This window comes from Streptomyces sp. SAS_270, from assembly GCF_052543295.1.
In genome coordinates this window covers 19427-45654 of record NZ_JBMNDS010000082.1, presented here as the reverse complement: position 1 = coordinate 45654, position 26228 = coordinate 19427, and the positions used below count along the sequence as shown (strand labels likewise).

24 protein-coding genes and 3 pseudogenes are annotated in these 26228 nt (G+C 68.5%); 9 read left to right on the top strand and 18 right to left on the bottom strand.

Annotation, left to right across the window (positions count from 1 at the left end):
* Positions 1 to 242 precede the first annotated feature (242 nt).
* The 7 genes and pseudogenes from ACN6LB_RS37355 to ACN6LB_RS37325 form a co-directional block, all read right to left on the bottom strand.
* Positions 243 to 1574, bottom strand: a complete 1332-nt coding sequence (locus ACN6LB_RS37355) for an NAD(P)/FAD-dependent oxidoreductase (RefSeq protein ID WP_445029744.1) — start codon at positions 1572 to 1574, stop codon at positions 243 to 245.
* The gene (locus tag ACN6LB_RS37350; protein ID WP_445029743.1) at positions 1571 to 3592 is read right to left on the bottom strand and encodes a LodA/GoxA family CTQ-dependent oxidase; all 2022 of its coding nucleotides are present in this window, start codon (positions 3590 to 3592) and stop codon (positions 1571 to 1573) included. The genes ACN6LB_RS37355 and ACN6LB_RS37350 overlap by 4 nt, the downstream gene beginning before the upstream one ends.
* A gap of 167 nt (positions 3593 to 3759) precedes the next feature.
* A pseudogene (gene tpg, locus ACN6LB_RS37345) lies at positions 3760 to 5066 on the bottom strand (telomere-protecting terminal protein Tpg).
* Between the two features lie 49 nt (positions 5067 to 5115).
* Positions 5116 to 5537, bottom strand: a pseudogene (locus ACN6LB_RS37340) (telomere-associated protein Tap); the annotation flags it as partial.
* Between the two features lie 444 nt (positions 5538 to 5981).
* Positions 5982 to 7271, bottom strand: coding sequence for a hypothetical protein (locus ACN6LB_RS37335; RefSeq protein ID WP_445029742.1), 1290 nt, complete (start codon positions 7269 to 7271; stop codon positions 5982 to 5984).
* On the bottom strand, positions 7268 to 7462 hold the full coding sequence (locus ACN6LB_RS37330) for a sigma factor-like helix-turn-helix DNA-binding protein (RefSeq protein WP_445029748.1): 195 nt from the start codon (positions 7460 to 7462) through the stop codon (positions 7268 to 7270). The genes ACN6LB_RS37335 and ACN6LB_RS37330 overlap by 4 nt, the downstream gene beginning before the upstream one ends.
* Positions 7463 to 7473: 11 nt before the next feature.
* Entirely contained in the window at positions 7474 to 7770 is a 297-nt protein-coding gene (locus ACN6LB_RS37325; protein WP_445029741.1) for an RNA polymerase sigma factor, read from the bottom strand.
* 725 nt (positions 7771 to 8495) lie between these two features.
* Here ACN6LB_RS37325 and ACN6LB_RS37320 point away from each other — a divergent pair.
* Positions 8496 to 9014, top strand: coding sequence for a hypothetical protein (locus ACN6LB_RS37320; protein ID WP_445029740.1), 519 nt, complete (start codon positions 8496 to 8498; stop codon positions 9012 to 9014).
* A 275-nt stretch (positions 9015 to 9289) separates the two neighbouring features.
* Here ACN6LB_RS37320 and ACN6LB_RS37315 read toward each other — a convergent pair whose 3' ends face one another.
* Positions 9290 to 10018, bottom strand: coding sequence for a GNAT family N-acetyltransferase (locus ACN6LB_RS37315; RefSeq protein WP_445029739.1), 729 nt, complete (start codon positions 10016 to 10018; stop codon positions 9290 to 9292).
* 4 nt (positions 10019 to 10022) lie between these two features.
* Here ACN6LB_RS37315 and ACN6LB_RS37310 point away from each other — a divergent pair, with 4 nt between their 5' ends.
* The 3 genes from ACN6LB_RS37310 to ACN6LB_RS37300 all read left to right on the top strand — a co-directional run bounded on the left by ACN6LB_RS37310 (position 10023) and on the right by ACN6LB_RS37300 (position 11985).
* Complete coding sequence (locus tag ACN6LB_RS37310; RefSeq protein WP_445029738.1) at positions 10023 to 10502, top strand: transposase family protein; 480 nt, start codon at positions 10023 to 10025, stop codon at positions 10500 to 10502.
* Between the two features lie 12 nt (positions 10503 to 10514).
* Positions 10515 to 10916, top strand: a complete 402-nt coding sequence (locus ACN6LB_RS37305) for an SMI1/KNR4 family protein (RefSeq protein ID WP_445029737.1) — start codon at positions 10515 to 10517, stop codon at positions 10914 to 10916.
* 580 nt (positions 10917 to 11496) lie between these two features.
* Entirely contained in the window at positions 11497 to 11985 is a 489-nt protein-coding gene (locus ACN6LB_RS37300; protein ID WP_445029736.1) for a DUF4265 domain-containing protein, read from the top strand.
* Positions 11986 to 12007: 22 nt separating this feature from the next.
* On the opposite strand, the gene ACN6LB_RS37295 is transcribed toward ACN6LB_RS37300, so the two are convergent.
* Positions 12008 to 12385, bottom strand: coding sequence for a ribosomal protein L7/L12 (locus tag ACN6LB_RS37295; protein WP_445029735.1), 378 nt, complete (start codon positions 12383 to 12385; stop codon positions 12008 to 12010).
* A gap of 440 nt (positions 12386 to 12825) precedes the next feature.
* On the opposite strand from ACN6LB_RS37295, the pseudogene ACN6LB_RS37290 reads away from it, so the two are divergent.
* From ACN6LB_RS37290 to ACN6LB_RS37280, 3 genes and pseudogenes are all read left to right on the top strand, one after another.
* Positions 12826 to 12966: pseudogene (locus tag ACN6LB_RS37290) on the top strand (IS110 family transposase); the annotation flags it as partial.
* Between the two features lie 253 nt (positions 12967 to 13219).
* The gene (locus tag ACN6LB_RS37285) at positions 13220 to 13768 is read left to right on the top strand and encodes an endonuclease domain-containing protein (RefSeq protein ID WP_445029734.1); all 549 of its coding nucleotides are present in this window, start codon (positions 13220 to 13222) and stop codon (positions 13766 to 13768) included.
* Positions 13769 to 14360: 592 nt separating this feature from the next.
* Positions 14361 to 15047, top strand: a complete 687-nt coding sequence (locus tag ACN6LB_RS37280; protein WP_445029733.1) for a hypothetical protein — start codon at positions 14361 to 14363, stop codon at positions 15045 to 15047.
* A gap of 86 nt (positions 15048 to 15133) precedes the next feature.
* On the opposite strand, the gene ACN6LB_RS37275 is transcribed toward ACN6LB_RS37280, so the two are convergent.
* The 5 genes from ACN6LB_RS37275 to ACN6LB_RS37255 form a co-directional block, all read right to left on the bottom strand.
* The gene (locus ACN6LB_RS37275; RefSeq protein ID WP_445029732.1) at positions 15134 to 15988 is read right to left on the bottom strand and encodes a class I SAM-dependent methyltransferase; all 855 of its coding nucleotides are present in this window, start codon (positions 15986 to 15988) and stop codon (positions 15134 to 15136) included.
* Positions 15989 to 16176: 188 nt separating this feature from the next.
* Positions 16177 to 17070: an ABC transporter permease gene (locus tag ACN6LB_RS37270; RefSeq protein WP_445029731.1), complete on the bottom strand. Its 894-nt coding sequence runs from the start codon at positions 17068 to 17070 to the stop codon at positions 16177 to 16179.
* Complete coding sequence (locus ACN6LB_RS37265; RefSeq protein ID WP_445029730.1) at positions 17067 to 17672, bottom strand: ATP-binding cassette domain-containing protein; 606 nt, start codon at positions 17670 to 17672, stop codon at positions 17067 to 17069. Before ACN6LB_RS37265 ends, ACN6LB_RS37270 begins: the two co-directional genes overlap by 4 nt.
* A gap of 66 nt (positions 17673 to 17738) precedes the next feature.
* Positions 17739 to 18437: a hypothetical protein gene (locus ACN6LB_RS37260; protein ID WP_445029729.1), complete on the bottom strand. Its 699-nt coding sequence runs from the start codon at positions 18435 to 18437 to the stop codon at positions 17739 to 17741.
* 89 nt (positions 18438 to 18526) lie between these two features.
* Positions 18527 to 19039 (bottom strand): hypothetical protein, encoded by a 513-nt coding sequence (locus tag ACN6LB_RS37255; RefSeq protein WP_445029728.1) that lies wholly within the window; start codon positions 19037 to 19039, stop codon positions 18527 to 18529.
* Positions 19040 to 19226: 187 nt separating this feature from the next.
* Here ACN6LB_RS37255 and ACN6LB_RS37250 point away from each other — a divergent pair, with 187 nt between their 5' ends.
* Entirely contained in the window at positions 19227 to 19637 is a 411-nt protein-coding gene (locus tag ACN6LB_RS37250; RefSeq protein WP_445029727.1) for a hypothetical protein, read from the top strand.
* Between the two features lie 179 nt (positions 19638 to 19816).
* Here ACN6LB_RS37250 and ACN6LB_RS37245 read toward each other — a convergent pair whose 3' ends face one another.
* The 4 genes from ACN6LB_RS37245 to ACN6LB_RS37230 form a co-directional block, all read right to left on the bottom strand.
* Positions 19817 to 20323 carry a flavin reductase family protein gene (locus tag ACN6LB_RS37245; RefSeq protein WP_445029726.1) on the bottom strand — a complete coding sequence of 169 codons (507 nt, stop codon included), beginning with the start codon at positions 20321 to 20323 and terminating at the stop codon, positions 19817 to 19819.
* The gene (locus tag ACN6LB_RS37240) at positions 20320 to 21480 is read right to left on the bottom strand and encodes a zinc-dependent alcohol dehydrogenase (RefSeq protein ID WP_445029725.1); all 1161 of its coding nucleotides are present in this window, start codon (positions 21478 to 21480) and stop codon (positions 20320 to 20322) included. The genes ACN6LB_RS37245 and ACN6LB_RS37240 overlap by 4 nt, the downstream gene beginning before the upstream one ends.
* A gap of 65 nt (positions 21481 to 21545) precedes the next feature.
* On the bottom strand, positions 21546 to 22745 hold the full coding sequence (locus ACN6LB_RS37235) for an acyl-CoA dehydrogenase family protein (protein ID WP_445029724.1): 1200 nt from the start codon (positions 22743 to 22745) through the stop codon (positions 21546 to 21548).
* A 301-nt stretch (positions 22746 to 23046) separates the two neighbouring features.
* Positions 23047 to 23754, bottom strand: a complete 708-nt coding sequence (locus ACN6LB_RS37230; RefSeq protein WP_445029723.1) for a response regulator — start codon at positions 23752 to 23754, stop codon at positions 23047 to 23049.
* Between the two features lie 43 nt (positions 23755 to 23797).
* Here ACN6LB_RS37230 and ACN6LB_RS37225 point away from each other — a divergent pair, with 43 nt between their 5' ends.
* The gene (locus ACN6LB_RS37225) at positions 23798 to 25930 is read left to right on the top strand and encodes a sensor histidine kinase (RefSeq protein ID WP_445029722.1); all 2133 of its coding nucleotides are present in this window, start codon (positions 23798 to 23800) and stop codon (positions 25928 to 25930) included.
* The last annotated feature ends 298 nt before the right edge of the window (positions 25931 to 26228 follow it).

The following is a 26228-nucleotide window of genomic DNA, read 5'->3' as shown; positions in this document are numbered from 1 at the left end:
CAAGCGACGAAACGACAGCTCACCACTCCCGCAGAATCACCGACCCCATGCCCGACCAGCGAAATCGACGGCCTCAAGATCGGTACGACAACAGCTACTTAAGGATCCCGCCAGCGGCCGCGGTCAGGGACTATGCCCTTTCCGGGACCCGGACGCCGCAACGCGACGGATCACCGGAAGTCTGCCCCTGAACTGCCCAGGCCGGTGCGCCTGAGCAGTTCAGGTCGCACCGGCCGAGGCTGTCAGGGCACGTCGGCCAGGCGCCGCGCCCAGAAGGGGCGGTCGGTCCAGCGGGCCTCTTGGGCGTGGATGACACGGTGGCCGCGCAGATATGCGCTCCGTGCGGCCGCGACCTGGTCCGCGTAGGCGCCGAGGGACGAGTCCGCGCCGTCAGGAACGCCACTCAGGCGGGCGTCGACGGCCAGGCCCGCGCTCAGCCCGGTGTAGAGGGCGGTCAGCACGCCCTGGGAGGAGAGCGGGTCGAAGGCGACCGCCGCGTCACCGGCGGCGGTCCAGCCGTCTCCGTACACCCGGTCCAGGTGCGCCGTGTGCGCGGCGGCCCGGCGGGGCGCGGTGGGTGACGTGGGCGGGGGCCCGTCCCGGTGGACCCATCGGGACACGTGGCGGGTGGCCGACATCCGTCGGTGGAAGTGGCGTGCGGTGTGGGTGGCGGCCGGCAGGTCGGTGTCGGTGAAGTAGGCGACCAGGCGCCCGCCGGAGGGCTGCGGGGCGGTGTACCACCAGCCGTCCTCGTCGGACTCGACGAGGGAGCGGCGGTCGGTGTCCAGCGGGTCCGCTTCCAGGGGCACGTACAGGGCTGTGAGCCGGTCCCGGACCCGCCGCCGGGCCCCGCACCGGACCGCTATCGCGGCGGCGCGGCCGGTGGCGTCGATCACCCAGCGGCAGCGCACCGTACGCTCGCCACCGGACGCGGACGCGGACCCGGACGCGGACCCGCCTCCGCCTGCGGACCCGCCCCCGCCCCCGCCCCCGGACCCGGAATCGGCCTCGGACCCGGACGCCGGCCCGGTATCGGACCCGCTCCCGCTCCCGCCCCCGGACCCGGACGCCGGCCCGGTATCGGGCCCGCCCCCGCCCCCCGACCCGCTACCGGCAGGGCCCGTGCCGCCGCGCAGGACCAAGGTCCAGCCGCTGTCCGGCGTCCGCACCGTTTCGCGTACGGCCGTGCCCTCGGCGACCTCCGCCCCCGCCGCGCGGGAGGCATCGCGCAGTCGCTGGTCGAACAGCCGTCGGTCGAGGTGCCAGCCATGGCCGTGCGGGTCGTTGATGAAGTCGACGGTGTGCAGGTCGGCCGAACCCCACGCCGAAAGACTGCCGTAGCAGGGCAGGTGTCCGGAGTCGAGAACACGGTCGGCTATGCCGAGATCGCCGAGCAGGACCCGCCCGGCGGGTACGAGCGTCTCGCCGACCTTGGGCGGCCCGGTGCCGGCGTCCGCCAGCAGGACCGTACGGCCCGCCCGGGCGAGCATGAGCGCGGCGGCGCAGCCGGCCGGGCCGCCGCCCGCCACCACGACGTCGTAGGTGTCCGCGCCGAGAGCGAGGGCGGCGCTCACCGCGCGTCGCGGAAGGGGTCGAGTTTCTCGAGGTATCCGGCGGTGATCTCCTCCTCGCGGTAGCCGGTCGCCCTGGCCGCTTCGCCGACGGCCCGCGCCGCGGACTCGGCCTCGACGGCTTCGGGGGCGAGCCTTCCCTCGGGCGAGCGGCCCGCCGCCGCGGCCAACACGTGCGGCCCCGCCTCGGGCACCTGCACGTTGACGAGGTTCGCCCTGTCCGGTGCCTGAGCGAGCGGTTGTCCCGGGCGCGACTCCACCAGGATCCGGTCGGGGAACTTCCCGTCGCCCACGGTGTAGTCGCGCACCTCGACGACGCCGAGTTTGGCCCAGTCCTTGATCATCTGTGTGCGTTGCTCGTTCATGGTGCCGGTGAGTCCGCGCAGCCAGGTCGCCCGCCGCTCGAATGCCTCCTCCCGGGCGCTGTCGTCGCTCCCGGCCGACGGCGTGTTGACCTTCTCGAAGTCCTCCAGCTTGAGCACATGGTTGGGTACCTGGGCAGGCCAGAAGGTCGGCAGGTACGGGCTGTACCGGGGCCCCAGGTTGGCCAACACCTCGTAGCCCGAGCGGCAGCTCGCGGTGTCCGCCTGCCAGGGGGCGGCCATCCAGCGGGTGAGGTCACCGGGGCCCTGTGCCTGGAGGGGGCCAGTGGCGGAGACCGCCTCGTCCGGAAGCAGGGTGGGCCCGTAGTCGGGTTCCGCGGTGGCGGGGGCGCGGTGCCGGATGCGGAAGGGCGCGCTGAACATGCTCGCGTGCCTGATCGGCCAGGTGACCTCGATCCCCGGGTGGAACGCGTCGGCGGCGCAGCCCTCCAGGGCCGCCCGGTCCAGCAGCCCCGGCTGCTCGGCGGCAGGGGCCTCGTCGACCGTGGGGCGCGGCTGCTGCAAGGGTCCGGCCACGAACGCCCCGTCCGCCCAACGCTGCAGCATCCAGTCCTGGGTCGGCGACAGCGCCAGGTGCTGAAGCATGGACTTGGGCTTGCTGGCCATGGCGTCGCCGTACAGCCACGGCCACGGCAGCGGGGACTTTCCGTCACGGTCGTAGTCGCGCAAGGAGGCGTACACCTGGCGGCGCAGTTCCCGGGTTCGGTTGGACGGATCGGCGAGCCTCTTGCGCATCGTCGGCGAGAGGAAGAAGTTGGGGCCGTTCCAGCCGAACTGGGTCGCGAAACCGTGGTTGACCCACTGCAGATCGCAGAACCTGCGGAATATCGGCTCGATGTGATCGGCGAACGAGACCTGCTGTGGGCGGGTCAGCGAACCGGCCTGGACGAAGACGTCGAAGAGCAGGTCGTAGAGGGTACGGACGGACTTCACGCCGGGGGCGTAGTGCGGAGGTCCCACCACGACCCAGGCCGGGACGGCGGTCAGATCCTGGCCGTCGATTGTGACCTTCGCTGTCACCGGGCCGTCGGACACGTCGTCGTACCAGGTGTTGTTGTTGGTGACCCCGGTGATCGGCTGGTTCTTGTAGGAGGCGGAGTTTCCACGGCCACCGAGCACCACCAGGCGGCCGTCGGAACGGGTGGAGATCTCGCCGAGGTACACCGCCTTGTCCATGACCTTGCCGGTGTCGAATTTCTGCGTCTCGGTCTTCGAGCCGCGAACGGTGCGGCTGCCGGGATCGTTGACCAGCTTCTTCCTGTCGGCGACCACGACGTCGGCGTTGCGTCGACCGTACTGCTCTGCCGTGAGCGTCTTGCCCTCGGGGATGTCCAGCGCCAGATGGAACTGATACCAGGCGGCCTTCTTGTTGGCCAGATGCACCGTCCACTGGATCTCGGTGACACCCTCGCTGCCCGGCTTCAGTTCCCGTACGACCTCCCCGGCGGCGTTGTAGCCGTACACACGGAATCGTGCGGCCTGCCTCCGTATCGCCCCGGAAGCGTCCTTGTAGGAGCCGGCGTCCGCTGGTTTCTGGTCCGGTGATTCCGGGCCGATGAAGGGTGCCTCTGCGCTGTTGCCGACCCGGGCGACACCGATGGCGGGGTGGATCTTCACCTGCACGATGTGACTGTCCATCAAAGAACCCTCCGTTGTGGATTCAACCGGTCGAACGTATGTGATCGCACATGAAGAGGGCGCAGGCCGAGCTCGCGTTCCGAGGGCGGGGTTCGGGTCAGGGTCCTGCCCGGCGCCAGTCCGTCACTGGGCCGGGGTCCGTGTGGTCCGCGGGCAATGCCGTGTAGTTAAGCGGTGTCCGCGCTGGTCAAGGGCATAGAGGCATGGCCTGCGAGGGTGTAGAGAGCGCGCCCCGTCTTGCGGATGATGCCCTCGCTTGACCATTGGGACAGTTGAACGCAGAAGCTGTTCAGGTTGGTGATGCACAGCATGCGTGCGAGTTCGCGGCCGTGCCAGGCCCGGCCGGGCTCGGCGGCGAGGATGGTGAGCACGCGGTGCTGGCGGCCCGCAGTCGGCGACGTCCGGGAAGGGGCGGGTGTCGGTGTGTGGGCGGCCGGGCTCCATGAACGGCGATGGCGGACCTGTGGCGGCGGTGGGGTGTCGTGGGCCGTGTAGAGCGTGATGGCGATGCTCTGGCTGGTCAGTGGCCTGTTGTCAGCGGGGCGGGCGGGGGAGCGGGAGATCGGGCACTTGACCTTGCGGATGCTGGTGCGCAGACGGCGGGGCGGGAGCAGGTCGGACAGAACCGCTCGGCCGATGTCGCCGACCAGATCGGAGTCCCCCGCGGCCGGGACGACGCCGCGGCCGGCGGTCAGGAGGTCCCGGGCGGTCTCCAGGGCGGTGGTGAAGCTTGCCCGGTCCGGATCGAGACCCGGCGCTGACTCGATGGCGGCCACCATGGCGATCCGCAGGACCTGGTAGGTGGCCAGCAGCGCCCACATTTCCTGTTCGACTCCGACCGGGTCACCCGAGCGCAGGACCCTGCCGGTGAGGAGCGTGTGACGCAGGGAGTGGAACGCGCCCTCGGCTTCCCAGCGTTCGTGATAGAGCCGTACCAACTGCTCCGCGGGGTCGACGCGATGGTCGAGCAATGTGGTGAGCAGCCGGTAGCGCCCCTGGACGTGGCGGCCGTCGGTGGTGGTGACGGTGATGTCGGCGTCGATGACGCGGAGGAGTCCTTCGGCGATGATTTTGCGCATCTCCTGGTCGCTGGCGCCCGCGTCGCGGGCGTCGAACAGGCGCTGCGCGTACGCCGGTGGGAGGTGGACGGTGAGGCGGCGGAAGCGTCCGTCGTCGGTGCTGCCGACCGGGGCGGTGTAGCCGAAGCGGGCCCTGGTCTCCACGGTGATCCCTCCGGTGGCGGCGGCCTGCTTCCGCCGGCACTTGCGGACCTGCGGCTGCCAGCGGACCCGCACCGCTGCATCGATCTTCGCGGCGATCTCCTCGGACGGGTGCTTGCGCGCGCCGCGCCGGTAGCGGTTGACCGAGTCGGCGGTGACGCCGATCTCCTCCGCGACGGCCTTCGCGGACTTCATCTGCTGAGCAGGTAACCGATCTTGCCCTTCAGGGTCTTGGGCGGCTCGCGGGTGAACATCTCCCAGCTCGCGCGCTCGATGGCGTCCTCAATCTCTCCCGCCACGGCCCTACTCGCCTTCGTCCAGGACCGCGTCGCCGCCCTTGATGTGCCGGGCCGGGTTGAAACCCTGCCCCATCAAGTCGACCGGCCACAGCATCGACTGAACGCCCTCCAGCTTCGCCAGGCCCGGAGTGGGCCCGAGGCGGAACCCGCCCGGCTGGGGCTTGCCGGAGGCGGCGTACGGCAGGGAGTCCAGCGGGCTGTCGCCAGGGCTCGGGTAGACGACACAGTCAGAGAGCACGGCGAGCGGGAACAGCTCGGTCATCCGGGACATGTTCAGCAGCTTGCGGTGCATGTTCACCCGCGCCTTGGAGATGACCGCGGCTCGGATGTCGGGACGCCAGGTCGGCCTCTGCAGGGCCGGCCACCGCTCCCCTGCTTATAGGCCTTGCCCTGCGGGCGCTCACGCAGCTTGCCCACGCCGCCCTTCGTTCTGCAGGTGCGCTGTCAAAGCAGCCCATATGCGGAACGTGCCGTGCGCGCACGACCGGTCGATCCACGTCAGATCCGACGCCGGGACGGTGCGCCACAGCGGATGGAAGCCATTGACCGCGGCCGTCACTTCCGCTGCGGCCAGACGCGGAACCTCCTGCCAGCGCCCAGCTCCCCCACCCCACACCCTTCCGAACACGCAAACCGACACCGAACACCGTGCCGCCGCGCAGTCACAGAAGGATCAGAAGTGCCGTTCCTGGGACAGCGGAACAGGGCGGGGTGTACCGCCCCACGACAGCCGTACCCGCTACAGAAACCGCCCCACTGCAGTGACGCTGTCCTTCACAAACGGGCCAACCAGCAAGAACATCCCAACCTGACATGCCGTCATTGACACCCACCCACTGACACCAAACCGGCACATCGCAGCGGCGGTCTTCACCTGTGCCGCGGCCTGCGTGCGTCCTTCGTGGTGCGGATCCTGCGCTCCAGGTCGGTCAGCGGCTCCAATACGTTGATGGGTTCCGGGGACGTGACCAGCCGGGCTGCGCCGCCGACAAACTCCACATTGGCGTAGTCGCGGTAGTCGAAGACGTGCTGCGAGTTCAGCCGGAAACCTACGGCGGAGGTCGCGTAGTACGCCACGCGCTCCGGGTGGAAGTAGGCGGCCAGACCGTCGCGTACCAGTCGCGCACTGGTGCTGCGCGAGTCGTCGCACAGCCATTGGAAGTAGCCCTCGGCCAGATGCACAGGGACACTCGGAAGGGAGGCGGCGGTTTCCTGGGTGACCCAGCCTGCCTCGACTGCGGGCCTAAAGATGTCCGGGTGGTCGAACTTGGTGATGCAGACCGACACTTGGTGCGGCAGCCGCCCTCGGTCCTGGCGCCCTGCGCTGCTGATTCGCTGACTCAGCTCGGTGAGCGTGGACAGGAAGTGGGTCAGGCCCTGAGCCGTCTCCGAGGCCTCACCCAGCGGGTCGAAGAAGTAGATCAGGCCCTGAGCGTCAGCGAGTTGGTCAACCACCCTGGTGTGGAGGGGGCTTTCCGTCCGGAACGCTTCACCAGGCGCGTCCTGGAGCTCCAGGACGAACTTGGCGTCTCGGTGCCGCTTGCGCAGCAGGCCCACGGCGGGCGTGCGGCCCTGGAACGACCAGCTCACGCCTTCGAGGCTGTCGGTGGCAGTGGGGAAGGTCCGCTCGACCGCCAGCTTCGTCACGCCCTCGTTGAGGAATGCGTTGGCCTTCGCCGTCGTCCCGGCGATCAGCCAGTTTGCTTCCCCGTGCCGCTGCGCCTGCATCGCCGCGATGGGCAGGGCGGCCAGGTACGTCGTCTTTCCTGCACGCGGCGCGCCCCACAGCCCGATCCGGATTCGGTCGCCCGCCGCCGAGTCGTCCTGCCGGGTGGCTGCGGTGGCCCGCAGTGGTTCGGGAGGGCCTTGCGGTACAGATGGCTGGCCATCGAGCAGAGATGCGCGGGTCGGCCGGGGGTAAGGGGTGGGCTCTGCCGACTCACTCAGCACCCACCTGTCCTGCCCCCGCCCTCGGACGATGCGGCCGGCGGAGGAAGTGTCACGGGTAGGGCTCTCGTCAGGCTGCGCCTGCCGCTGGATGGCTTGGAGAGTTTCCTGCATCGTCAAAGGGTCAGCGAGCAGCTCCGTGATCTCCTCAGCGACCCGCGCTTCCCACACATCGAAAGTGTCCTGTTCGCGGTCAAGCTCGCCGTCGTTCATTCTGCCTCCCCTCGTCTGTTGCCACTCCAAGCCTGCCTGAGCTTGCCTCGCGCGTGGCGAAGGTTCGAGTCCACCGTGGCTCTCTTCAATCCGAGGATCTCTGCGATTTCCTCAGGCCGGTAGTCATCGAGATGCCATGCCATGACCTCGCGCTGCCGTTGCGGCAGCCCCAGCAGGAGTTGGAGGACCATGACTGCCTCGCTCAGCTCGTCCGCCACCGTGTCTGGGCGCGTCGGCCGGGGGCCGGCATCCCGGCCACTTGCCACGAAAGACGCTCGCGTTTCGCATCACGTTCGCAGCTGTCCAGTGCTACACGGCGCGCCGTCACACGTACCCATGTCTTCGGGTACGCCACGTTGTCGCACTCAAGGAACAGACGCAGCATCGCCTCCTGCACCGCGTCCGCCACCAGATCAGGAGGGAAACCCTGGAGCATGAGATGCCGGACCAGGTTCGGGTAATCCTTCCGGAAGAAGGCTTCGAACTCGTCGTTCGTCACTGCCAAGGCCTCCCCCCACGCTGATCTCCCATTGCGAAGCACGGGATGGCCATTTCACGGACGGCGTCCCCTGAGCAGCCAGCCCAACGAAACCAGGACCGTCCCGGCGACAGCTGTCGCGACCACAGAACCCGTCGCGGCGAAGACGGTTGCCACTGTCACCCCAACCTCCCTGACCATGACCACTCGCTCGTCCAGACGTCCGGATGCGACTGGCACGACTGGCTGACCGGCTTCGCGTTCGCTGCCGCTCGCGGCAGCGAACGGTCGTTGCGGGTCCGGCGCCTCGTTGATGTCCGTCATACCGACTAGAGCGACGATCTTCCGTAGATCTGTAAAAACCGGCGGCCAACTGTCCGGGCGTGCCCGAGGACCGGGACCCTGACGGCTACCCCTCACGCCGCCGACGGGAGCCGGTCCGAACTCAGCTGTCGCTCCATACAGTTGATGGTCCCGGCCCTCCTGGCCCGTGACCGCGGTACCGCAGCACCGCCGAATCGGTTCTCCGAGAAAGCCATGGAAGGGTCGGTACCCAGCCATGCTCCCCAGGCGATGAACCGAGTGTCGGAGCAAGTCAGAGTTGCGGAGCGGGGCGGCAGCTCTCTCTCTGACTCCGGCAGAGACCCGCCGTAGGAGCACTGGGGTTGGGCTTGCCGCCGAACCGTCCGCCGGCCGGGCGCGACCGCCCCAAGCCCGGTGTCAGCCGCCGCAGTTACCCTCCTGGGATGGCTGACGCTTACGACTTCCTCCTCACCATCGACCTCAAGGACAACCTGACGCAGGACGAGGTCACCGAGCTCCGCTGGCACCTTGGCCTCGGCCCGCAGCCACAACAGCTCTGCATCCTCACCGAGTTCCCCGAGGTGATGCTCGACGACGGCGAACCGATCCTGGACGACAAGGGCGAGATCCAGGCGGAGAACGCCCCGTACCCGGTACTGGCCCAACGGGGCCCGGCCTGGAAGATCGGTGGAGCGGCCCTCTCGGAGCTGGCCCGGCGCGAGATCCCGCGCCCTGGGTGGGCGCTGACGACGCGCCAGGCACTGCACCCCGACGAAACCGAACACGTCGACCAGCTGCTCGACTGTCTCGCGGCCCGCGCCGACTACGACTACGTCGACGCCGACGGCTCGCCCGGAAGCGGCGGCTTCGGCACCTACGTCGGGTACGGGCGCTTCTACGAGGACGACCACGTCACCAGACTCCTCGTGATCAAGAACGGCGAGATCGTCAGAAAAGGATGACCACGATCCCCCAGCTTGCGGAGCGCCGGACCGTCCGTCGCCTGCATACCGTCCCCCACAGCACGGAAGACCAAGTACAGCCATCTCTGGCGGAACGGTGAGATCCTCTCAGCGCTTGCATGCGGCGCAGCGCGGCCCCGCGGCGGACAGGATGACACCCCCTCCCGGAGGCTGGACCGTGCGGAGACCTGTCTCCGCACCCAGCATCGGGCCGGGGTGCGCGGTCTATTCTCCGCCAGTACGGCTGTGGTGGCGCGGAGCGGGTTGTGCGAGGGTCAGTCGAATACGCCTGCTACGACCAGCGTGCCGGGCACGAGGAATAGGTCTTGGCGCACGTGGGGATCGATTCCGGTCCACGCAACGCGTGTGGCCGGCTCCTCAGCGAGTACCACGGGATCGGGGCCAAGTGCGACGGCCACGCCTTCATTGGGGTGGCCGACCTTCCAGCCCCACGCGGAGTAGATCGGGACGAGGTCGCGCCGACCTGCCGCCAGCTTCGCCATCACGAGTCGGTGTCCCACCGCGCGGAAGTGGTCCAACAGAGCGTCACGCAGCAGTGGGCCTATCCCTCTGCGTCGGTGGTCCGGGTGTACTGCGATGACGTCCAAGAGTGCGATCCGGCGGGTGATCTCTTCATCGGACACCTGCAGTCCTGGAAGGGCCAGGCTGATGCCCGCTCCTGCAGCCACACCGACAACTTGGCCGTTGGCCTGTGCGACCAGTCCTGCAGCGAACCGGCTTGCAGGAGAAGGCGCAAGACGATACAGGCCCAACTCCTCCGGGTCGTCTTGCGCAATCACTCCGTGCAGCAGGGGCATGACCTGTGCCAGGTCAGCCTCTGTCAGCGGGCGCAGTACGGGGTCGCTTTTCGGCGCTGCGCCCTGGGCCCGGCGGCTCTGTCGGTGAGTCGTGGGATCAGGCACACTTCCGTGAGGGCGATCAACGACGTTCTGCCGCGGTGACGTCCTGTCATCTGGGACCGTAGTGCGGTGTGATGACCTCATAGCGGTGCTGATTCCGCACTTCAGCGCGGTGCTGGTGGAGCGGGTGGTCCTTGAGCGCGAGACGATCCGGGTCTTGGCCAGGACGCGGAGCCGTAGGGTGCCGTGGCCGGACTGCTCGGTTCGGTCGAGCCGGGTGCACAGCACTTACGAGCGGCGGCTGGCTGATACCCCGGTCGGCGGTCAGCCGGTGCTGGTCGAGCTGACCGTGCGCCGGCTCTACTGCGAGAACAAAGACTGGATCGGCGCCGTCCGCACCGAAGACCTGCCCGGCCTGAACAGCTTCGCCACCGGCCTGGAGAAGGACTGGGACGCCGTCATCCAGGGCCTGAGCAGCCGCTGGAGCTCCGGGCCCGTCGAAGGCCGCGTCAACCACATCAAGATGATCAAACGCCAGATGTTCGGACGGGCCAAGCTCCCGCTGCTACGCAAGCGTGTCCTGCTCACCGCGAGACAGCCGGGCGTCACGAGTGCGAGCTGTGCTTGATAGAACGACGTCATGAGTTCGAACGACGACCAGATAGCGCAGGCCGAGAGCCGACTCGGAGTTCGGTTCCCCGCCGACTACCGGACCTTCCTGGCTACGGAAGGGAGCATGAGCCGATTCGTTCTTCCGGCGGACGACTTCCTGATGATCAACGCCATAGAGGAGCTCGTCGATGTCAACAAGGCAGGCGACATCCAAGAGCGATTCCCCGGCGGCGTCGTCATCGGTGGGGACGGTGGCCGCGAGATGCTCACCTACGACTTCCGGCAGGAGCCTCCGGCTCTTGTTCTGCTCGACAACTCCGCCCAGGACTGGTCGGCCGCCATCCACCAGGCAACCTCGCTGACTGCCTTGCTTGAACAGTTCCCCGAGCAGGGGTGGAACTGGGACGACCAGGAGCCCTCAACTCACTGACCCTCGCCCTCACGGAATGTGTGCCTGATCCGAGTCGCGATGTCGTTTGTCGTTGAGCGCGGATGGCACTGCCGTGTCGGCGAAGGTGAAGTCGCCGAGTTTTAGAGGCACTTGGGGCTTGTGGTGGGACGATGGTTGTGCTTCTCCCGCTGGGGGCACCGATGCGTCCGTCGAAATCCAAGGCCGATCTGTACGCGGCGATCCGCCGGGACCACCGCGCCGGGACGTCGATGCGTGCTCTGCAGCCAGCCGGCAGGGAAGGAGATCTCGACCCTGCCGATCCCCCCCCACACTCCTCAAGGCCGTCCAGGGCCTGTACCAGGCAGTCCCTCGTGCGGCAGAACCCCACGGCCCCCGAGGACAGCGACTGCCTGTTGCTGTCCACCGCCGCGCACCCCAATCTCTGGGACTTCGACAACGCGTACGCATCGCGTCTCGACCATCCCTACAGCGCGCCCCGGCCCACGCCGTCCGAGCGGTCGCCCGCTACCCCCATCCTCCGACGCCCGGTGAGGACCCGTCATGCCCGCCTGCACCACATACACCCTGGCACATGTGGGTCGCCATAGATGATGGTGCGATGAACAACATCAGTGACGCCCACCTGAAGGTCCACTTCCGAATGGAGGTGGACGAGGATGGCTGGCCTCCGACGACCGTCGAAAGCCTCTGGGCCGTGGATCTGGGCGACGGGACCGCGCGCCTGGACAACACCCCGTGGTTCGTCCGCGGGGTCGCGAGCGATGACATCGTCAAGGTCGAGGTCGACGAAGAAGGCTTGTGGTGGGCCGGTGAGACCGTTCGCGCCTCGGACAACTGCACCATCCGGTTGATCGTGCTGAGGGACGGAGGTTCGGCAGCAGCCAGGCAGACCGTGCTAGAGACCTTCCATCGGCTCGGAACAACCGGCGAGGGCATCGAGCAGTTCAGGATGGTCGCACTGGACATCCCGCCGACGGCGGACCTTCCCCCGATCCGCAAGTTGCTGGAGCACGGCGAAGCCCAGGGATGGTGGCATTGGGAAGAAGGGTGCGTCACCACGGCATGGACAGATTCAACCTCGGACTAGGGTCAGGCCTGCCGCGGTCTGATCAAGCCCTCGATCGGCTCGCGGGGCAGCCCGTCGGAGACAGGAAGCGCGATGAGCACGGCCCCGGGTCCACCGGACAGTCCTCCGGAGACATCACCCGCTCACACCACCGGCAGACCAAGTCAGCTCGCGCGCCGGCAGCGCTAAGGCGCCTCGCTGCGTCCGCTGCGGCCGCGAACCATGTCCGATCCACAACCGTCGTCGGGGCGGCTTCAAGCAGCTGCTTGCTTCGCCACGCGCTCAGCCCCGTCACTGACCGAACCGCCAGCACAAGGTTGAGGCCCTTGCTCCCACTTGAAGTCAACCGCACGTCGAACTCTGGATCTTCCACAATCCCCCCATCGGATGCAGCCAGATCCTCTGGCGGACCGATCGCCATCACGGCGCATCGACTCATGCTGCCTAGATCCACTCTCGGGCATCAACCCCAATAGTCCAGAGAAACTTGCATCCGTTGCCCAATGCTCCGCGTCAACCCCCAGCAGCGCAGGCGTCTGGAAAAGATCATCCGCAACCTCGCCGGCCGAATCGAGGAGGCCCGCGCCAACGGCTGGCTCGGCGCGGTCCAAGGACTCCAGATCAGCCTGGAAGCCGCCCGCAACAAACTCTCCTCACTTAACCGACCGGCCCGAACCCGCAACCGCACCTCAGTCACCCCGGGCATGCCGCTCATCCCGGGGGAGATCGATGAGATGCGGCCTCGGCCGTCGATGCTTCCACGGGTCTTCCAAGTCACGCCAAAGATCAGCCGGGTTCACCCTCTTGCTGCCTCCGCAGAGCACCAGGTCGCGGTCAGGCCACGAACTGCACTGTCACTGCACCTACTACGACAAATGCCGAGCCAGAGGAAAGACCCACACCCAAGCGCTCCTCCGCCTCGCCCGCCAGCGGATCAACGTCCTGTTCGCGATGCTCCGCGACGGCACCTTCTACGAACCCCGAACCCCACGCCTCGCTTGACCAAAGACATAGAGGCCCCCCGAGCATCACCACCGCCCTCCCCCCCCCCGGTACAGCCGACTTCGCCCACTCGTGACCAAGCACGAACAGCCCGGACACTGCGCCGGGAAGCAGTCAGAAATACGCGCACGGGCGTATCACCGCAGACCGGTCGCCCCGCCCCGGCACAGCTGACCCAGCCCGCGCGCGGCGGCCGACCCGTGAACTGGCCCCTGTCCCACGGGATGTCAGCACGCAGCACTACCGTCCCGCCATGGACTTGGACTGGGACTGGGACTTCATTGATGACGACCTGTTCTCCTGCACCGGTTGCAACGACGACAACACCCCCGACCCGCAGGTCCGGCGCCGGAACAAGACGCTGTGTGTCCGCTGCGACAGGGCCGCACGGCAAGTCCGCCGCTACCGGATCACCATCCCGCGGAGGAACGCGATCATGCGCTTCCAAGGCGACGTCTGCGCACTGTGCCAAGAAGGCCCGCCAGCCGACCCCTCCCTCGATACCGGCAGCTTCTGGCACATCGACCACGACCACCGCTGCTGCCCGCCCGGTGGCTCCTGCGGCCGGTGCGTCCGCGGTCTGCTGTGCCTGCCCTGCAACGCCACCCGCCTGCCCGCCTACGAACGCCTCCCCGACAGCCCCCGCTTCAACACCTACCTCACCAGCCCACCCGCCCGGCACCCCGCGGCCCGCCCCACCTCGCGAGACCACACAGGCACCCGCGACCTCCACAGTTCCCTCATCGATGCCTTCTTCGCCACCACCACCGACCTCACCGAGACGAACACTCCTCGCCCCTGACTGAGGCGTGCCTGCACGGACTGCGCGCCCGGCTGAGCGAGGACATCGACTCCCTGGACGACTGACCTGCCTCCGCACATTGCGGAGATGGCCCGGAAGGTCGCTGAGGCGCTGGAGGTGCCGCAGCCGGCACCCGCGTGCCGACGGGGTCGCGACGTCGTAGTGGCTGTGACCAGCACGTTCACAACACTCCTCGGGCGAAGGCTCCGGCTATACGGCTGCGACTGGCCGGATTCGACGCTGCTCACTTGGCCGTCAGTGACCCTGAAATTGCCACAGGTAGCTCGCCACCGGAGAGCGACCACCATCTGATTCGCACTCGATGTCCATGTGGCCGTAGGAGGAGGAAACCTCCGGCTTCGCCCACTGTCGTAAATCGCGGTGCGAGCCCTCGTCCGACATGGTCGCGTCCGGCGTGAGGTGGCGAAGAACGCCCCTGGTCGGGCGGTCACCTGCTTGGCGCAGCACCCCTGGCCCCCGGTCCGCGTTGGGCCCGGCCCGGCGGTCTTGTGACTGCTGTCTTGTCGGGTCGTTAGGTCTGATGTGGAGCGCGGCGACCTGACGAACAGGGGCCATTCGGGGGGAAGTTGTAGTGTTCATGACGCTGCGTGCTGGTCTTCGGCGTCGCATCACAGGGGTCTGTGGGTTGAATTCGGCGACAGAATTTCACCTGGCTCCAGGCCGACTGAAATTCCCTGATCGCGGCACATGGTGCGCGGCCGTGCTGTCGGAAGTGCTTTCGCCGTCAGTGATGGGGGCGGTCTCCCTGCTGGTCGTCGGGTTCTCGGCTACCAGGCTCGGCGGCTCGGGGCCTGTGTGGGCTGTCGCGCTTGCGTTCGGCTGTGGTGGGCCACCGCTGGCGTATGCGGTCAAGTCGCTGGGCGGCTGCGGATCGTTGAGTATGCACCTGCTGGGATGGCGGCAGCGCCTGGCTACGGGGATGATCGCTCTCGTTGCCTTGGTGGTGAACCTGGGGCTGGCGGCGGGGTTCCATGCGCCGCGTCGGCTCGTGGATTTTCTTGCCTTCTCGGTGGGTGGCCTTGTTGTAGCGAGTCTTGTGACCGTGGTGTGGCGGATCAGCCTGCATACCGCGGTGGTTGCCAGTCTGCTGGGAGCCGCTGGTGTGCATTGCGGGCTTTCGGTACTGGCTGGGTTGCCGGTGGCTGTCGTCATGGGGTGGGTGCGGGTCCGCGTCAGAGCGCACACGCCGGTGCAGGTCGTCCTCGGTTGTTCGGCGGGCCTGGCCTGGGCAGCCTTCTACTGTGCTGTGTGGGGCTAGCAGGCTCTGATCGACCATCAGCCGTACCAAGAGACATGCACACTCTGATCTCCACGCCTCCCAGATCTGTGAGGCAGCCGTTGGGTTTACGGCTTGGTGGCGACACAGATGGTGTACCGCCAGGTGTCCTGGTGGCGGTACATCTCAACCGCGCTCATCGCGTTGATGAGGAAGTTCTCGCAGCCCACGCTGCGCGTGAGTGCATAGGGCAGCCGGCCGAGCGCTGAGAAGGCCCACAGCATCGGCAGGATCTTCGCCGTCGCGTCGTAGGACGATTCGACGGCGAAACCGGTCCGCCGAAGAAGCCGCTCCAGCTCCCCATGGGTCATCGCGAGCAGCCCTGGCATACCGGAGAGGTCACAGACTCGGAGAAGCGCGGTCCGCGCCTGCGGCGACAGCTGGGCCTGCGGGGTACTCGAATACTCCAGCATCACCAGCTTTCCGCCAGGACGCAGGACACGGAAGAACTCGGCGAGCCCTTGCGGGGGGCTAGGCGAGTGGACGAAGGACTCCATCGTGTAGACGCCGTCGAAGGAGGCGTCGGCAAACGGGAGCGCGTGATAGTTGGCCCGGAGGAAACGGGTGCGCCTGCCCGGCTCGCCTGCCCGGGCCGCCCGCTGCCGCGCGATGGCGATGTCCGACTCGATTCCGTCGATCCCGGTGACATACACCCCGCTTGTCCGTGCGACCGTGCGCGCCGTGTCACCGACGCCACATCCGGCATCGAGCAGCGAAGACGTCGGCGGCAAGGCCAGTTTGCGGGCCGCGATGACTTCCATGCGCCGCATGGCTGCCGTGAATCTCCAGGGGGAATCACCGGGTTCGTACCAGCCGAAGTGACGCGTCCGGCCGAGCAATGCCGTGTACCCCAAACGTGATTCGAACGCCCGGTAGTACGGCAGGACATGCTGCCGGTAGTAAGCATCGGTCGATCGGGTCACCGCCCCAGCCCCTCCGCTTCTCACCTGACGTCGTCACGGACCACAACGATCTGGCGGGCCGGCGGGTAACGCGGACGTTCGCCAGTCGGGCGGGCCTTGAGCCTGCGGTCATGGCGCGCCTGCAGCGGCCGCGCTGTACCGAATGACGTCGCGTCAGCGCGGGGACTGCACGCTCTGTTGGACCTCGGTCATCTCTCTTTCTCAACCAACGGGTGGTTCTGGGGCCTCGGGTGCGGTCGGCACGCAGCCAGCGTCTTCCTCGGCTCGGCGGGCTCGTCCAGCACCGCTCGGGACCCGGCGAGTGCTGCCGCACCCGGGGTGGCGGACAGAGCGTTGTGTGTGCGTCGGTGGAAGGCGAGCAGGCCGAGGAGCGCGGCCCCGGCGAACCAGGTGAGCTGGAGGGCGAGGCAGGAGCGCAGCGGCGTGCCGGTGAAGCCGGCGGCGGTGGAGGCCTGGACGGCGCCGTAGGAGGGGAGGCAGGCGATGGCCCAACTGTTGGCGCCGGAGCTGACGATGGGGTTCTGCAGGGCGGTGTCGAGGACACTGGTCATGACCAGCGCGAACATTCCTTCGACCTCGCGACGCAGGAGGGCTCCGAAGACGACACCGAGGGCGCCGTAGGTCATCGACGCGCAGAACAGTGCGGCGGCGAGCAACAGGGGCTGCTGCGGAGTCCAGGACAAGCAGGCGATTGCGGTGGCATAGGCAGCGATCGCCACCGAGGCAACCGCGAGCGCGGCGGTCTTGGCCAGCACGAGGTGGGTGCGCGGGTAACCGGCCAGTACAAGGCGGCGGTCGAAGCGGCCGCTGGCAAAGGTCGCGGCGAACATCATGAAGCCGGTGATCAGTGTGACGGCGTTGATGGCGCTGGTGACCTGGGTGAGCTGGTTGCCGGTGGGGGTCAAGATGCGGCCGGTGGCCCGCAGCCGGAAGTGGACCCGGGCGCTCGGGACGACGAGGTGGGCCACTGCGCTCCAGGTGGGCACGAAGGCGGCTACCAGGAGCATCGCGAACCGGTTGCTGGCATGGACAACAAGCTCATATCGGCTGGCGGTGCTGAAGAGCATCAGATGCCGCTTCACACCGGCTCCTTCCGCTGCGCGCGCAGCACACCCCGGTCCAGGTGCCAGAGTTCGTCGAGGCGGTCCGTGTCATGTGCGAGGTGGGAGACGACGAGCACGGAACGCCCGGCATCGCGCAGGTGGCTGGCGAGGTCCCAGAAGGACAGGTAAACGTCCCAGTCGAAGCCCTGGTAGGGCTCGTCCAGCAGCAGCGTCTGCGGGTCGTGCATCAGAGCCAGGGTCAAATTCAGCTTCTGCTGGGTGCCTCCGCTGAGCGCCTCGGCGCGTTCGTCGAGGTAGTCAGCGAAGTGCAGGCGCTCCATGATCTCCCTGGCGCGGTGCAAGTCGGGCAGTCCATAGGCGGTCCGGAACAGTTCGAGATGATGGCGGACCGTCAAAGAACCGTTGAGGACGACACTTTGCGGGCAATAGCCGAACCCGCCGTGGTGATGGACGGTGCCGCGGTCGGGCCGCAGTTCACCGGCAAGGATCTTCAGCAGCGTCGACTTACCGGCGCCGTTCTCGCCGACGACTCCGGCAAGGACGCCGCCCTGCAGACGTATGTCAACCCCTCTCAGAACCGTACGCCGCCCGTAGCGGTGGTGCAGGTTGCTGGCCTCCACGGAACCTCCCCCTCGAATCGGCGGCATTGACGTGACCGTGCACGGCAGCGGACCGCAACTTCCTGATCAACGCACCGCACTGCTGGACGTCACGCCACACCGCCCGGCGGCCGGGTCCGCACGGACCCCGGAGCGGGAGAGGTAGAGGCCGACCGTGTCGATCCGGTACCGGTCGACGGCATCGAGCAGCAGGTAGCCGGTCAGCTGCCAGGCCGTGCGCTGGGACATCTCTGCCACAGCCGCGAGAGCGTGACGGCGCCGGGGGTCCTCGAGGGCGGCGTTGGCGAGCGGGGTGAAGGCGAAGCCGATCGGCGTACGGGCGAGGACCTGGTACCAGGCCGCCGCGATGAGCATGCGGGCCAGGTCCTCCTCTTCGTCCTGGCCGTGGTCGATCGGCAGATCCCGGTTGTCGAGGTCCAGGCGCCGCACCGTCTCGGTCAGCCGCACTGCGAGCTCGTTTCCGGCAGCGCGCATCCAAAGGCCCGCGCCGCGGCCGCCGAACCCGCCCGACAACTCGATCCCGATCAGGGAGGCGTCGTCGACGGGCACGGCCGTGGTGAAGGCCAGGCGCAGCCGCTGGTCGATCGCCGTGCCGACGGTGCCGGCCTCGGTGCCGACGCCAGGCGGCGGGAGCAGGACGTGTGCGGCACGGTGCTGGGCACGATAGGAGTCGCGCAACCGCTTCGCGCCGGCGGACAGTTCGCGGTCCAGGATGGCTGTGACGTTGTTCAACGGCCCCTGGGCGACGTCTTCGAGCGGCCCCATGTGGTGGGGCCCGCGGGTGCATTGAGGGGTGGTGACGGGGTGAAGTGGCCCCACCTCGACTCTTGCGGTGAGGCATGACGCCACATCACTCACGAAGAGGCTGACCGCCGAGACGGACGCATCCCAGGCCGCCGACAGTGCGAGTCGTTGCCCGGGTGGCACGGCCCGCACTCGGCGGCGTCCGCCCACAGCGACAGGTCAACCTCCCAGCCGTCGGCGGCGACGATGCGCGCCATCTTCATCACGGACCCGTTGTGCTTCATGTCGATCTTGGGCACGTGATGCAGGAACACCCCGTCGTTGAACCGCTCGCACAGCTCGGCGTACGCCACGGTGTCCAGGATGACCGTGTGAACGCCGATGTCGACGAGCTTGCTCGGGGCGAGTCCCAGCGACTGGCTCTGGTGCTTCATCGCGGTCAGCAAGTACGCGTACCCCTGGTCCAGGACCCGGGCTGCCATGACCGAGTCGTACGGGTAGTCCCGCACCAGGAGTCCGACCTGCTTGTCCCACAAACCTGCCGGCACGACCTCCCGCGCGGCGCGGACCGGTCCGGTTGTCGGGTCGGCGGCCGGGCGGGATGCAGCAGCAGTGGTTCCCATGGAATGCCTCCGATGGACGCGCCCCGGGGATCGGGGCGATGCAGCTCAGCACACCGCGCCCAACGACCAAGCGGTTACCAACTCTCCTGTCGTGCAAGGCGTTTGCACATCGTGCAAGCAGCCTCGACGCGCCCGGCCGGCCCCCGTACTGTGAAGAACCTCCCGTCTGTGCGGTGTGGGAGGACTTGTGCCCGTTGACCCGCTCTGGAACAGCACGACAGCACTGGAGTTAGCCGCGCAGCGGCGCCCCGGCGCGCTCATCCGACTCGGACGCCAGCATCGCGCCTGGACACTCGCTGTGCTCGGAGACCGGATCGGCTGCTCACCCGCCACCGGCTCCCGGCTGGAACGCCGCACACGGATCGTCGACTTGACCCTCGTGCACCGGGCCGCGCTCGAAGTCGGCGTGCCCCGACACATCCTGACGACTTCGCTGGCGCCTCACCCCGCATCGGCACCGGTGGCCACTAGAGTGACGGCCAGTCCGCGTGACGCCGAGGAGGACCCCATGCGCCGCCGTACGCTGCTCACCGCCACGGCGGCCGCCGGCCCCGCCGCCCTGCTGATGGGCAACTACCGTAAACCGCCGCGTAGATGACACGAACGTCCTCTCAACCAGCTCGGCTGCACCGTCATCCTCAACCTCATCGAGAGCACGGCCACAGCCTGAATCAAGGCCGCACGCCCGGCGCCCCACCACCGCCACCGGGCGCTCAACCCTGCCCATACCCACCCCGACCTGCAGATATTTACGCGTCGGAGCCCTGGTGAACCTGTCTACCCGTTCTCGGCCCGATGGAGGAGTGCAGGGTAGTCGAAGGTGCGGTCGCAGTACAGCAGGGGCGTGCGGGGACCGGTGTGCGTGGCCTCGACATGGCCGACCAGGATGCTGTGGTCGCCGCCGTCAAGGACCTCGTGGACCCGGCAGGCCACGCGTACGGCGGCGTCGAGCAGGCCCGGCAGCCCCAGTTCGCAGGGCTCCGTGTCGCCCGCCGCGAAGCGGTCCGCGCCCCGTGCGGCGAAGCGGGCCGCCACCTCGGCCTGGTGCTCGGCCAGGACGTTGACGAGGAAGTGCCGAGCAGACGTGAAGGCGGCGTGCACACTCGCCGTCCTGCCGACGCAGACCAGGACGAGGGGCGGTTCCAAGGACAACGAGGAGAACGAACTCGCGGTGAAGCCCCACTGCCGTCCCGCCCGGTCGACGGTCGTGGTGACCGTCACCGGAGCGGGGACGCGGGCCATCGTCCCGGTGAACGCCTGGCGGTCGAGGGTCCTCGCGGTCATCGTGGGCTCCCGTCCAGAACATTCGTTTCGAGAACATCCACCTCCATGACACCCGGCTCGCGCTGGGGCAGTGTCGGCGTGCGGAAGTCGATGATGGTCTTGAGGTCTGTCGTCGTCCGGTAGTTCGCCAGGATGTCCACCAGCCGGCCGTAGTCGTCGAAGGGGCACACCGTGGACAGGAGTGCCTTGCCGTCCACGATCCCCGTCGACAGCATGTGAGCCGCGGCGACGATCACGTTGGCCGTCTTGTGCATCGGGAAGCTGGTGACGTCGAACGGCGCCGAGCTGATGTTGAGGCCCTTGGCCAGCATCAGCCAGGTGTCGAACTGCTGCATCTCCTGCGAGGCGCCATACAGGACGTACTGTCCTCGCGGCTTGAGCTTGCGCATCGCCAGCCGGCGCGGGTCCTTCTCCCGGTCGGTCACCTTGACCGTGGGAAGCGCGTCGAAGACGTAGTCGAAGGTGTTCTCCGGGACGTCCCGGTCCAATTCGCCGGGGAGGTGTGCCCGCTCGGCAAAGTGCTCCTCGGCGTGCGCGTTACGCCGGGGGTTGGCGTCCACCGAGACCACGCTGTGGGGGGCGAAGAGGCGCTTGATGACGCTGCCGGCGATGATGCCGATCGGGCCGGTGCCGAGGATCAGGACCTTGTCCCCGACCTTCGGCGGATGCGTCAGCAGAGACCGCAGCGCGCCTGTGGTGGGCTCGATGAACGACGCCTCCAGGTCGCCGAGCGACTCCGGGACCTTCACGGCGGCCGCCCTGCGGTCGTCGAAGAAGTTCCGGTCCGCCCAGAAGTGGTCCTCCTTGGCTTCCCCGGAGAACACGGGCCGCACCGAACGGTATTCGGCGAACCCGCCGAAGTCGGTCTGCCCCCAGTAGACGACCCGGTCACCGACCGAGATGTCCACGGAGCTGGTGAACTGCGGTCCGACGTCGACGACTTCTCCGAGGTACTCGTGGCCCAGGATGATCGGGTACTCCGACGGGTAGAGGTGACCCTCGTAGAACGAGATGTCGGTGGAGCAGATGGACACGCACCTCGTCTTCAGCAGCAGGCCGTCGGCCGGGGTCTTCGGGACGGGCAGCTCCGCGAGGACCGTCTTGCGGGGAGCGAGCAGATGGAGGGCTTTCATGTACTGGGTGCTGTTCTCATGCATGGTGGTACTTCTCCTGGCTCTTTCTCTTTGTTCTTTTCCTTGGGCTGTACGGCAGTCGGGAAGCCTCAGCGGTGCAGGACCGGGCCGTCCGTGAGCAGGTACCGGCCGACGGTCTCGAAGTGCGTCGGCGACAAGGTGATGTGCTTGACCGCCGTATGGATGTCGCGGAAGCAGCGTTCGAGCCGGCCGCTGGTGTACACGGCGCGTGAGCCGGCGAGGTCGTAGACGGCGTCGACGGCTGCGGTGGTGTCCTCGGCGACGGTCGCCGCGGTCAGCTTGACGAGCGCGCTGAGCGGTTCGCCGCCGTCCTGGCCGTGCACCGAGGTGCGCTCGGCCGCGTCGGCGAGCAGGAGACCGGCCCGCCGCACCCGCATCTCGGCCCGCGCGAAGCCCGCCTGCACGACGGGACCGAAGCCGCCGGAGGGGGCCTTCGACAGCAACCCGCGGAACGTCTCCACGGCGTCCTGCGCGATCCCCAGGGCCGTGGAGGCGGACGTGAACGGGCCGAAGTCGTAGTAGCCGATGTCGTATGCGCGCGACGCACGGCGCGAGGGCGGACGGAGCAGTGCGGCTCCGTCGACGGTGAGCTCGTCCGGGACGAAGGCCCTTTCGACCTCGAAGTGGGTGCTTCCGGTGCCGCGCAGGCCGACGGAGTGCCAGGTGTCGAGCAGCCTGGTCGCCGATCGGGGGACGAACAGCAGGCGGGTCGAGGAGTCCGGCTCGTCCGTGTCCTCCACAGTGGCCGCGCAGACCAGCCAGTCCGCGTGCGCGGAGCCGCTGGCGAACGCCCAGGTGCCGGTGAGCCGGTGGCCGCCGGGAACCCGGAGGGCCCGGCCCGTCGGATGGACGTTGCCCACGACCAGACCGTCGTGCTCCGCGAAGACGGTACGGGCGGCCGGTTCGGGGAGGTAGTCGGACAGCCGGCCGATGGCGCCCTGCACTCCCATCTGCCAGGCGACCGAAGCGTCCAGCCGCGCCAGGTACTGGAGCACGGCGGAACCGGTGGCCAGGCTGACCTGCCCGCCTCCGAAGTGGCGGCCGACCCACATGCGGTGGACGCCGGCATCCCGCAGTGCCTCGACGACGGCCTCGGGCGTGACACGGTCCCGTTCCGCCCGGTCCCGGTGCTCGCGGATCAGCGGCGCGACCGCGTCGATCCGGTCGAGCCACTCCTCGGTTCCGGCCGGGATCGCTGCCGTCTCCAGGAGCGACGGGCGTGGGGCGGGAGCGGGCACCCGTCCCACGCGGGCTGTATAGGCGGTCACGGTGGTACCTCCTTCGCACGGCGGTGTACTGACTGCCGTTCGCCGCCCTGTGCTTCGTGCGGCGGCGGGGCATGTCACAAGCGTGCGGGGCCCGCTGTCCCGGGCACCTGAGCCGGCGCCCCCCTCCTCGGCCCTGCCGTGGGCGGGACGGGAGCGGGACGGAAACGCCGTATGCGTGGGGTCCTGTCCCGGGACAAAGAGGGGCTGGGCGTCTCATGCGGCTGGGTGTACGGGGCCAGAAGACTGGCCTGCGGGGGTGTCCTACGAGGAGGTCGCCATGAGAGTAGGGCTCGAAACCCTGTCAGCCGTGGACGCCGGGAGGCGGCAGAGCGGCCGCGCCCAGTCCCGCGTTGCGTGCCCGGACGATGGCCTGGGCCCGGTCGTTGACCTGAAGCTTGGTGAAGATGTTGGTGATGTGGTTGCGGACCGTCTTGTCCGAGATGGTCAAGTGCCGGGCGATCTGACGGTAGTTGAGCCCACTGGCGAGCAGGTCGAGGATCTCCAGCTCCCGCGGTGTCAGCTCCGGGAACGCGCTCCGTCCCGGCGCGGCGGCCAGCGAGTCGAAGAACGTGCGCAGCCGTCCGGCGACCAGCGGGCTGAAGACGGCCCCGCCGCGCGCGACCGTACGCATCGCGGTCAGGATCTCCTCGCGGTCTGCGCCCTTGACCAGATAGCCATGGGCGCCGGCCCGCATGGCCGCAAGGACGTTGCCGTCGTCGTCGGACATGCTCAGCACCAGCACCTTGACCTCCGGGCGGTCGGCGAGCAAGCGGCGCGTGACCTCGATGCCGGAGGCGTCGGGCAGTCCCAGGTCGAGGACCACCACCTGGGGCGAGGCGCTGAGACTCAGCGCGATCGCCTCGTCGGCGGAGGCCGCCACCGCGACGACGCGGAATCCGTCCTGGGGGAGGAAGACCCCGCGCAGTCCCTCGAGGAACATCGGGTGATCGTCGACCAGCAGGACGTGCACCGTGTCCGCATCGGTCCTCGGGAAGGTCTCCTCAGTCACGCTGATTACTATAGGTGTTGAGATGACTTCATGGAGTGGTCAAATGACGGGGGCTGTTCGCCGGACGACTGGGGACCGACAGCTGGCCGCCGCGTCGCTGTGCGCTGCGGCCACTGTCGTCCTCGCCGGGCTGTGGATCTGCTATCTCCTGGCCCACCTCGGGAATCCCGGGGTGGCGATGAGCGCGCAGGAGCTGTCAGTTCTGCCGTGTGGTCTGGCGAGCGTCGCCGGGGGAATCCTCCTGCACGCCCATCGTCCCGGCTGCTCGGCCGGCTGGGCGCTGCTGGCCTTCGGAGTCTCCGCGGTCCTGCCGTCCGCGGCGGCTGCCGTCGTCCGGGTGGAAGAGCCCGGCTCCGTGGTGCGTGGCCTGGTGGTCGTCCTGGACATGCTGGCGAACCTGGTCTGGGGCACGCTCTGGTACACACTGCCGCTGTGGTTCCCCCATGGACGGCTGACCAGCCGGTGGTGGCGGCTCTACGTGGCCGGTGTCGCTCTGTGGATGGTGCCGCAGGTGTTCTCCTATGCGGGACTCGCCGAGCGGTTCGGCTCGCCCAATCCGCTGGCCGGCGGATGGTGGGGCGAGACAGCGGCGTCACTGGACACTCGTCTGGCGACCGCCGAGGAGGTGACTTACTACCTGCTCATGGGCGTGAGCGCGGCCGTGCTGCTGATGCGGCTCGGCCGTGCCGAGGCCCGGCAGAGACGTCCCATCCTCGTGGTGGTGTCGGGCTACGTGGTGATGGGGGGCGGTCAGACGGCCTACCGCTACCTGTACGAGACGAACTACTGGCTGGGCTTCTGCCTCTACGTAGCCGGCGCGGTCCTCTGGACGGCGTCCTTCGCCTATTTCGTGGTGCGCACCGGCTCCTGGCGGATCAGCCGCCTGGCGCGGCGGATGCTCGCCGGACTGATGGTGACGACGGTGCTCACCGCCGGCTACGTCGCGGCCGCCGCCGCCCTGTCCACCGGCCTGGCCCTGGGCCGGACCGGCGACGCCCTGGTTCTGATGGCCCTGGCCTTCGTGCTGGGCGCCAGCTTGCGCCGCACCATGGTGTGGGCGACCGGGCTCGTGGACCGCCTGTTCTACGGGGACCGAGCGCACCCTTACCAGGTACTGGACACCCTCGCCCGACGCATGAGCCGTGCGGTCAGTCCCGAGGAGACCCCGGGCACCCTGTGCACCACTGTGGTGGAGAGCCTGCGGCTTCCGGGTGCGGCTCTCGTCGTGCACACACATGCCGGCCCACGTCCGCTCGCGCGGGCCGGCCGGCTGGGCTCCGACCCGCAGGACTTCGACCTGCTCCACCACGGGGCCGTGATCGGCCGGATGTCGGTCAGCCCGCGCGAAGGAGAGACGGGGCTCGACGCCCTGGACACCGCCATCCTCACGTCTCTGGCCAACCAGGCCGCACCGACCCTCGCGTCACTCCGTCTCCAGGAGGAACTTCGGACCAGCCGGGAACGGATCGTCACGGTACGAGAGGAGGAACGGCGCCATCTGCGGCGCGACATCCACGACGGGCTCGGCCCGACCCTGGCCGGACTCCGGCTGCGGGTCGAGAACGCGACCATGCGTCTGACCGACGACGATCCGGTGCGAAACGCGTTGTGCACCGTCTCCGACGATCTCGGCATGGCGATCACGGAGGTCCGGCGGATCACCGAGCGGCTGGGGCCCATACCCCTAGGTGAACTGGGCCTCACCGGCGCCCTTCGCCAGCTCGTGGGCACCTTCGACGGCTCCCGGACCCGGATCGACGTGGACCTCGCCCCCTCACCCCTGCCGCCTCTCCCGGCAGCCGTCGAGGTGGCGGTCTACCGGATCGCCGCCGAAGCGCTGAACAACGCGCTGCGCCACGCCCGGGCCGAACACACGCAGGTGCGGGTGTGCGTCGATGCGGACCGGCTCACGCTCACCGTGCGGGACGACGGCATCGGCTGCGAACCCGACCCCGATCCGCAGTCCTGTGGAGTGGGGCTGCACTCCATGGTGGAGCGGGCCGCCGAGATCGGCGGACTCTGCGCGATCGACCGGATGCCGCAGGGCACCCGGGTACGTGCCGTGCTGCCCCGGTCGATCGGGGCGGGACACCTGAGCGGAGCCGACCCCGCGGGTGTCGGAGTCATCGGCCCCCTGCCTTCCTCGGCCGAAGCGTCGGCCGACGGGCGCTCCTGACGCAAGACGGCGACGGGCGGGCTCTCAGACACGCGCAAAGAAGTGTGCCTGCCGTCTCTCTTCGAGGCGGCAGGCGCGTTGCGGATGGCGCTCAGGACGCGTGCTTCTTGCAGGAAGACCCCGGCTTGCAACACGTAGGGCAGGTGCTGGAATCGGCAGCTTTTCCCGTCAGCTGCTCGGCGCCGGACGCCTGATCGGTGGGGCGCCTGCTCCACGGTTTGGCCAGGAGCGCCGTGACGATCGCAGCACAGGCGGCCGCCGAGGTGATGATCTTGCTCCTCATGTGACTCCTCTCGCT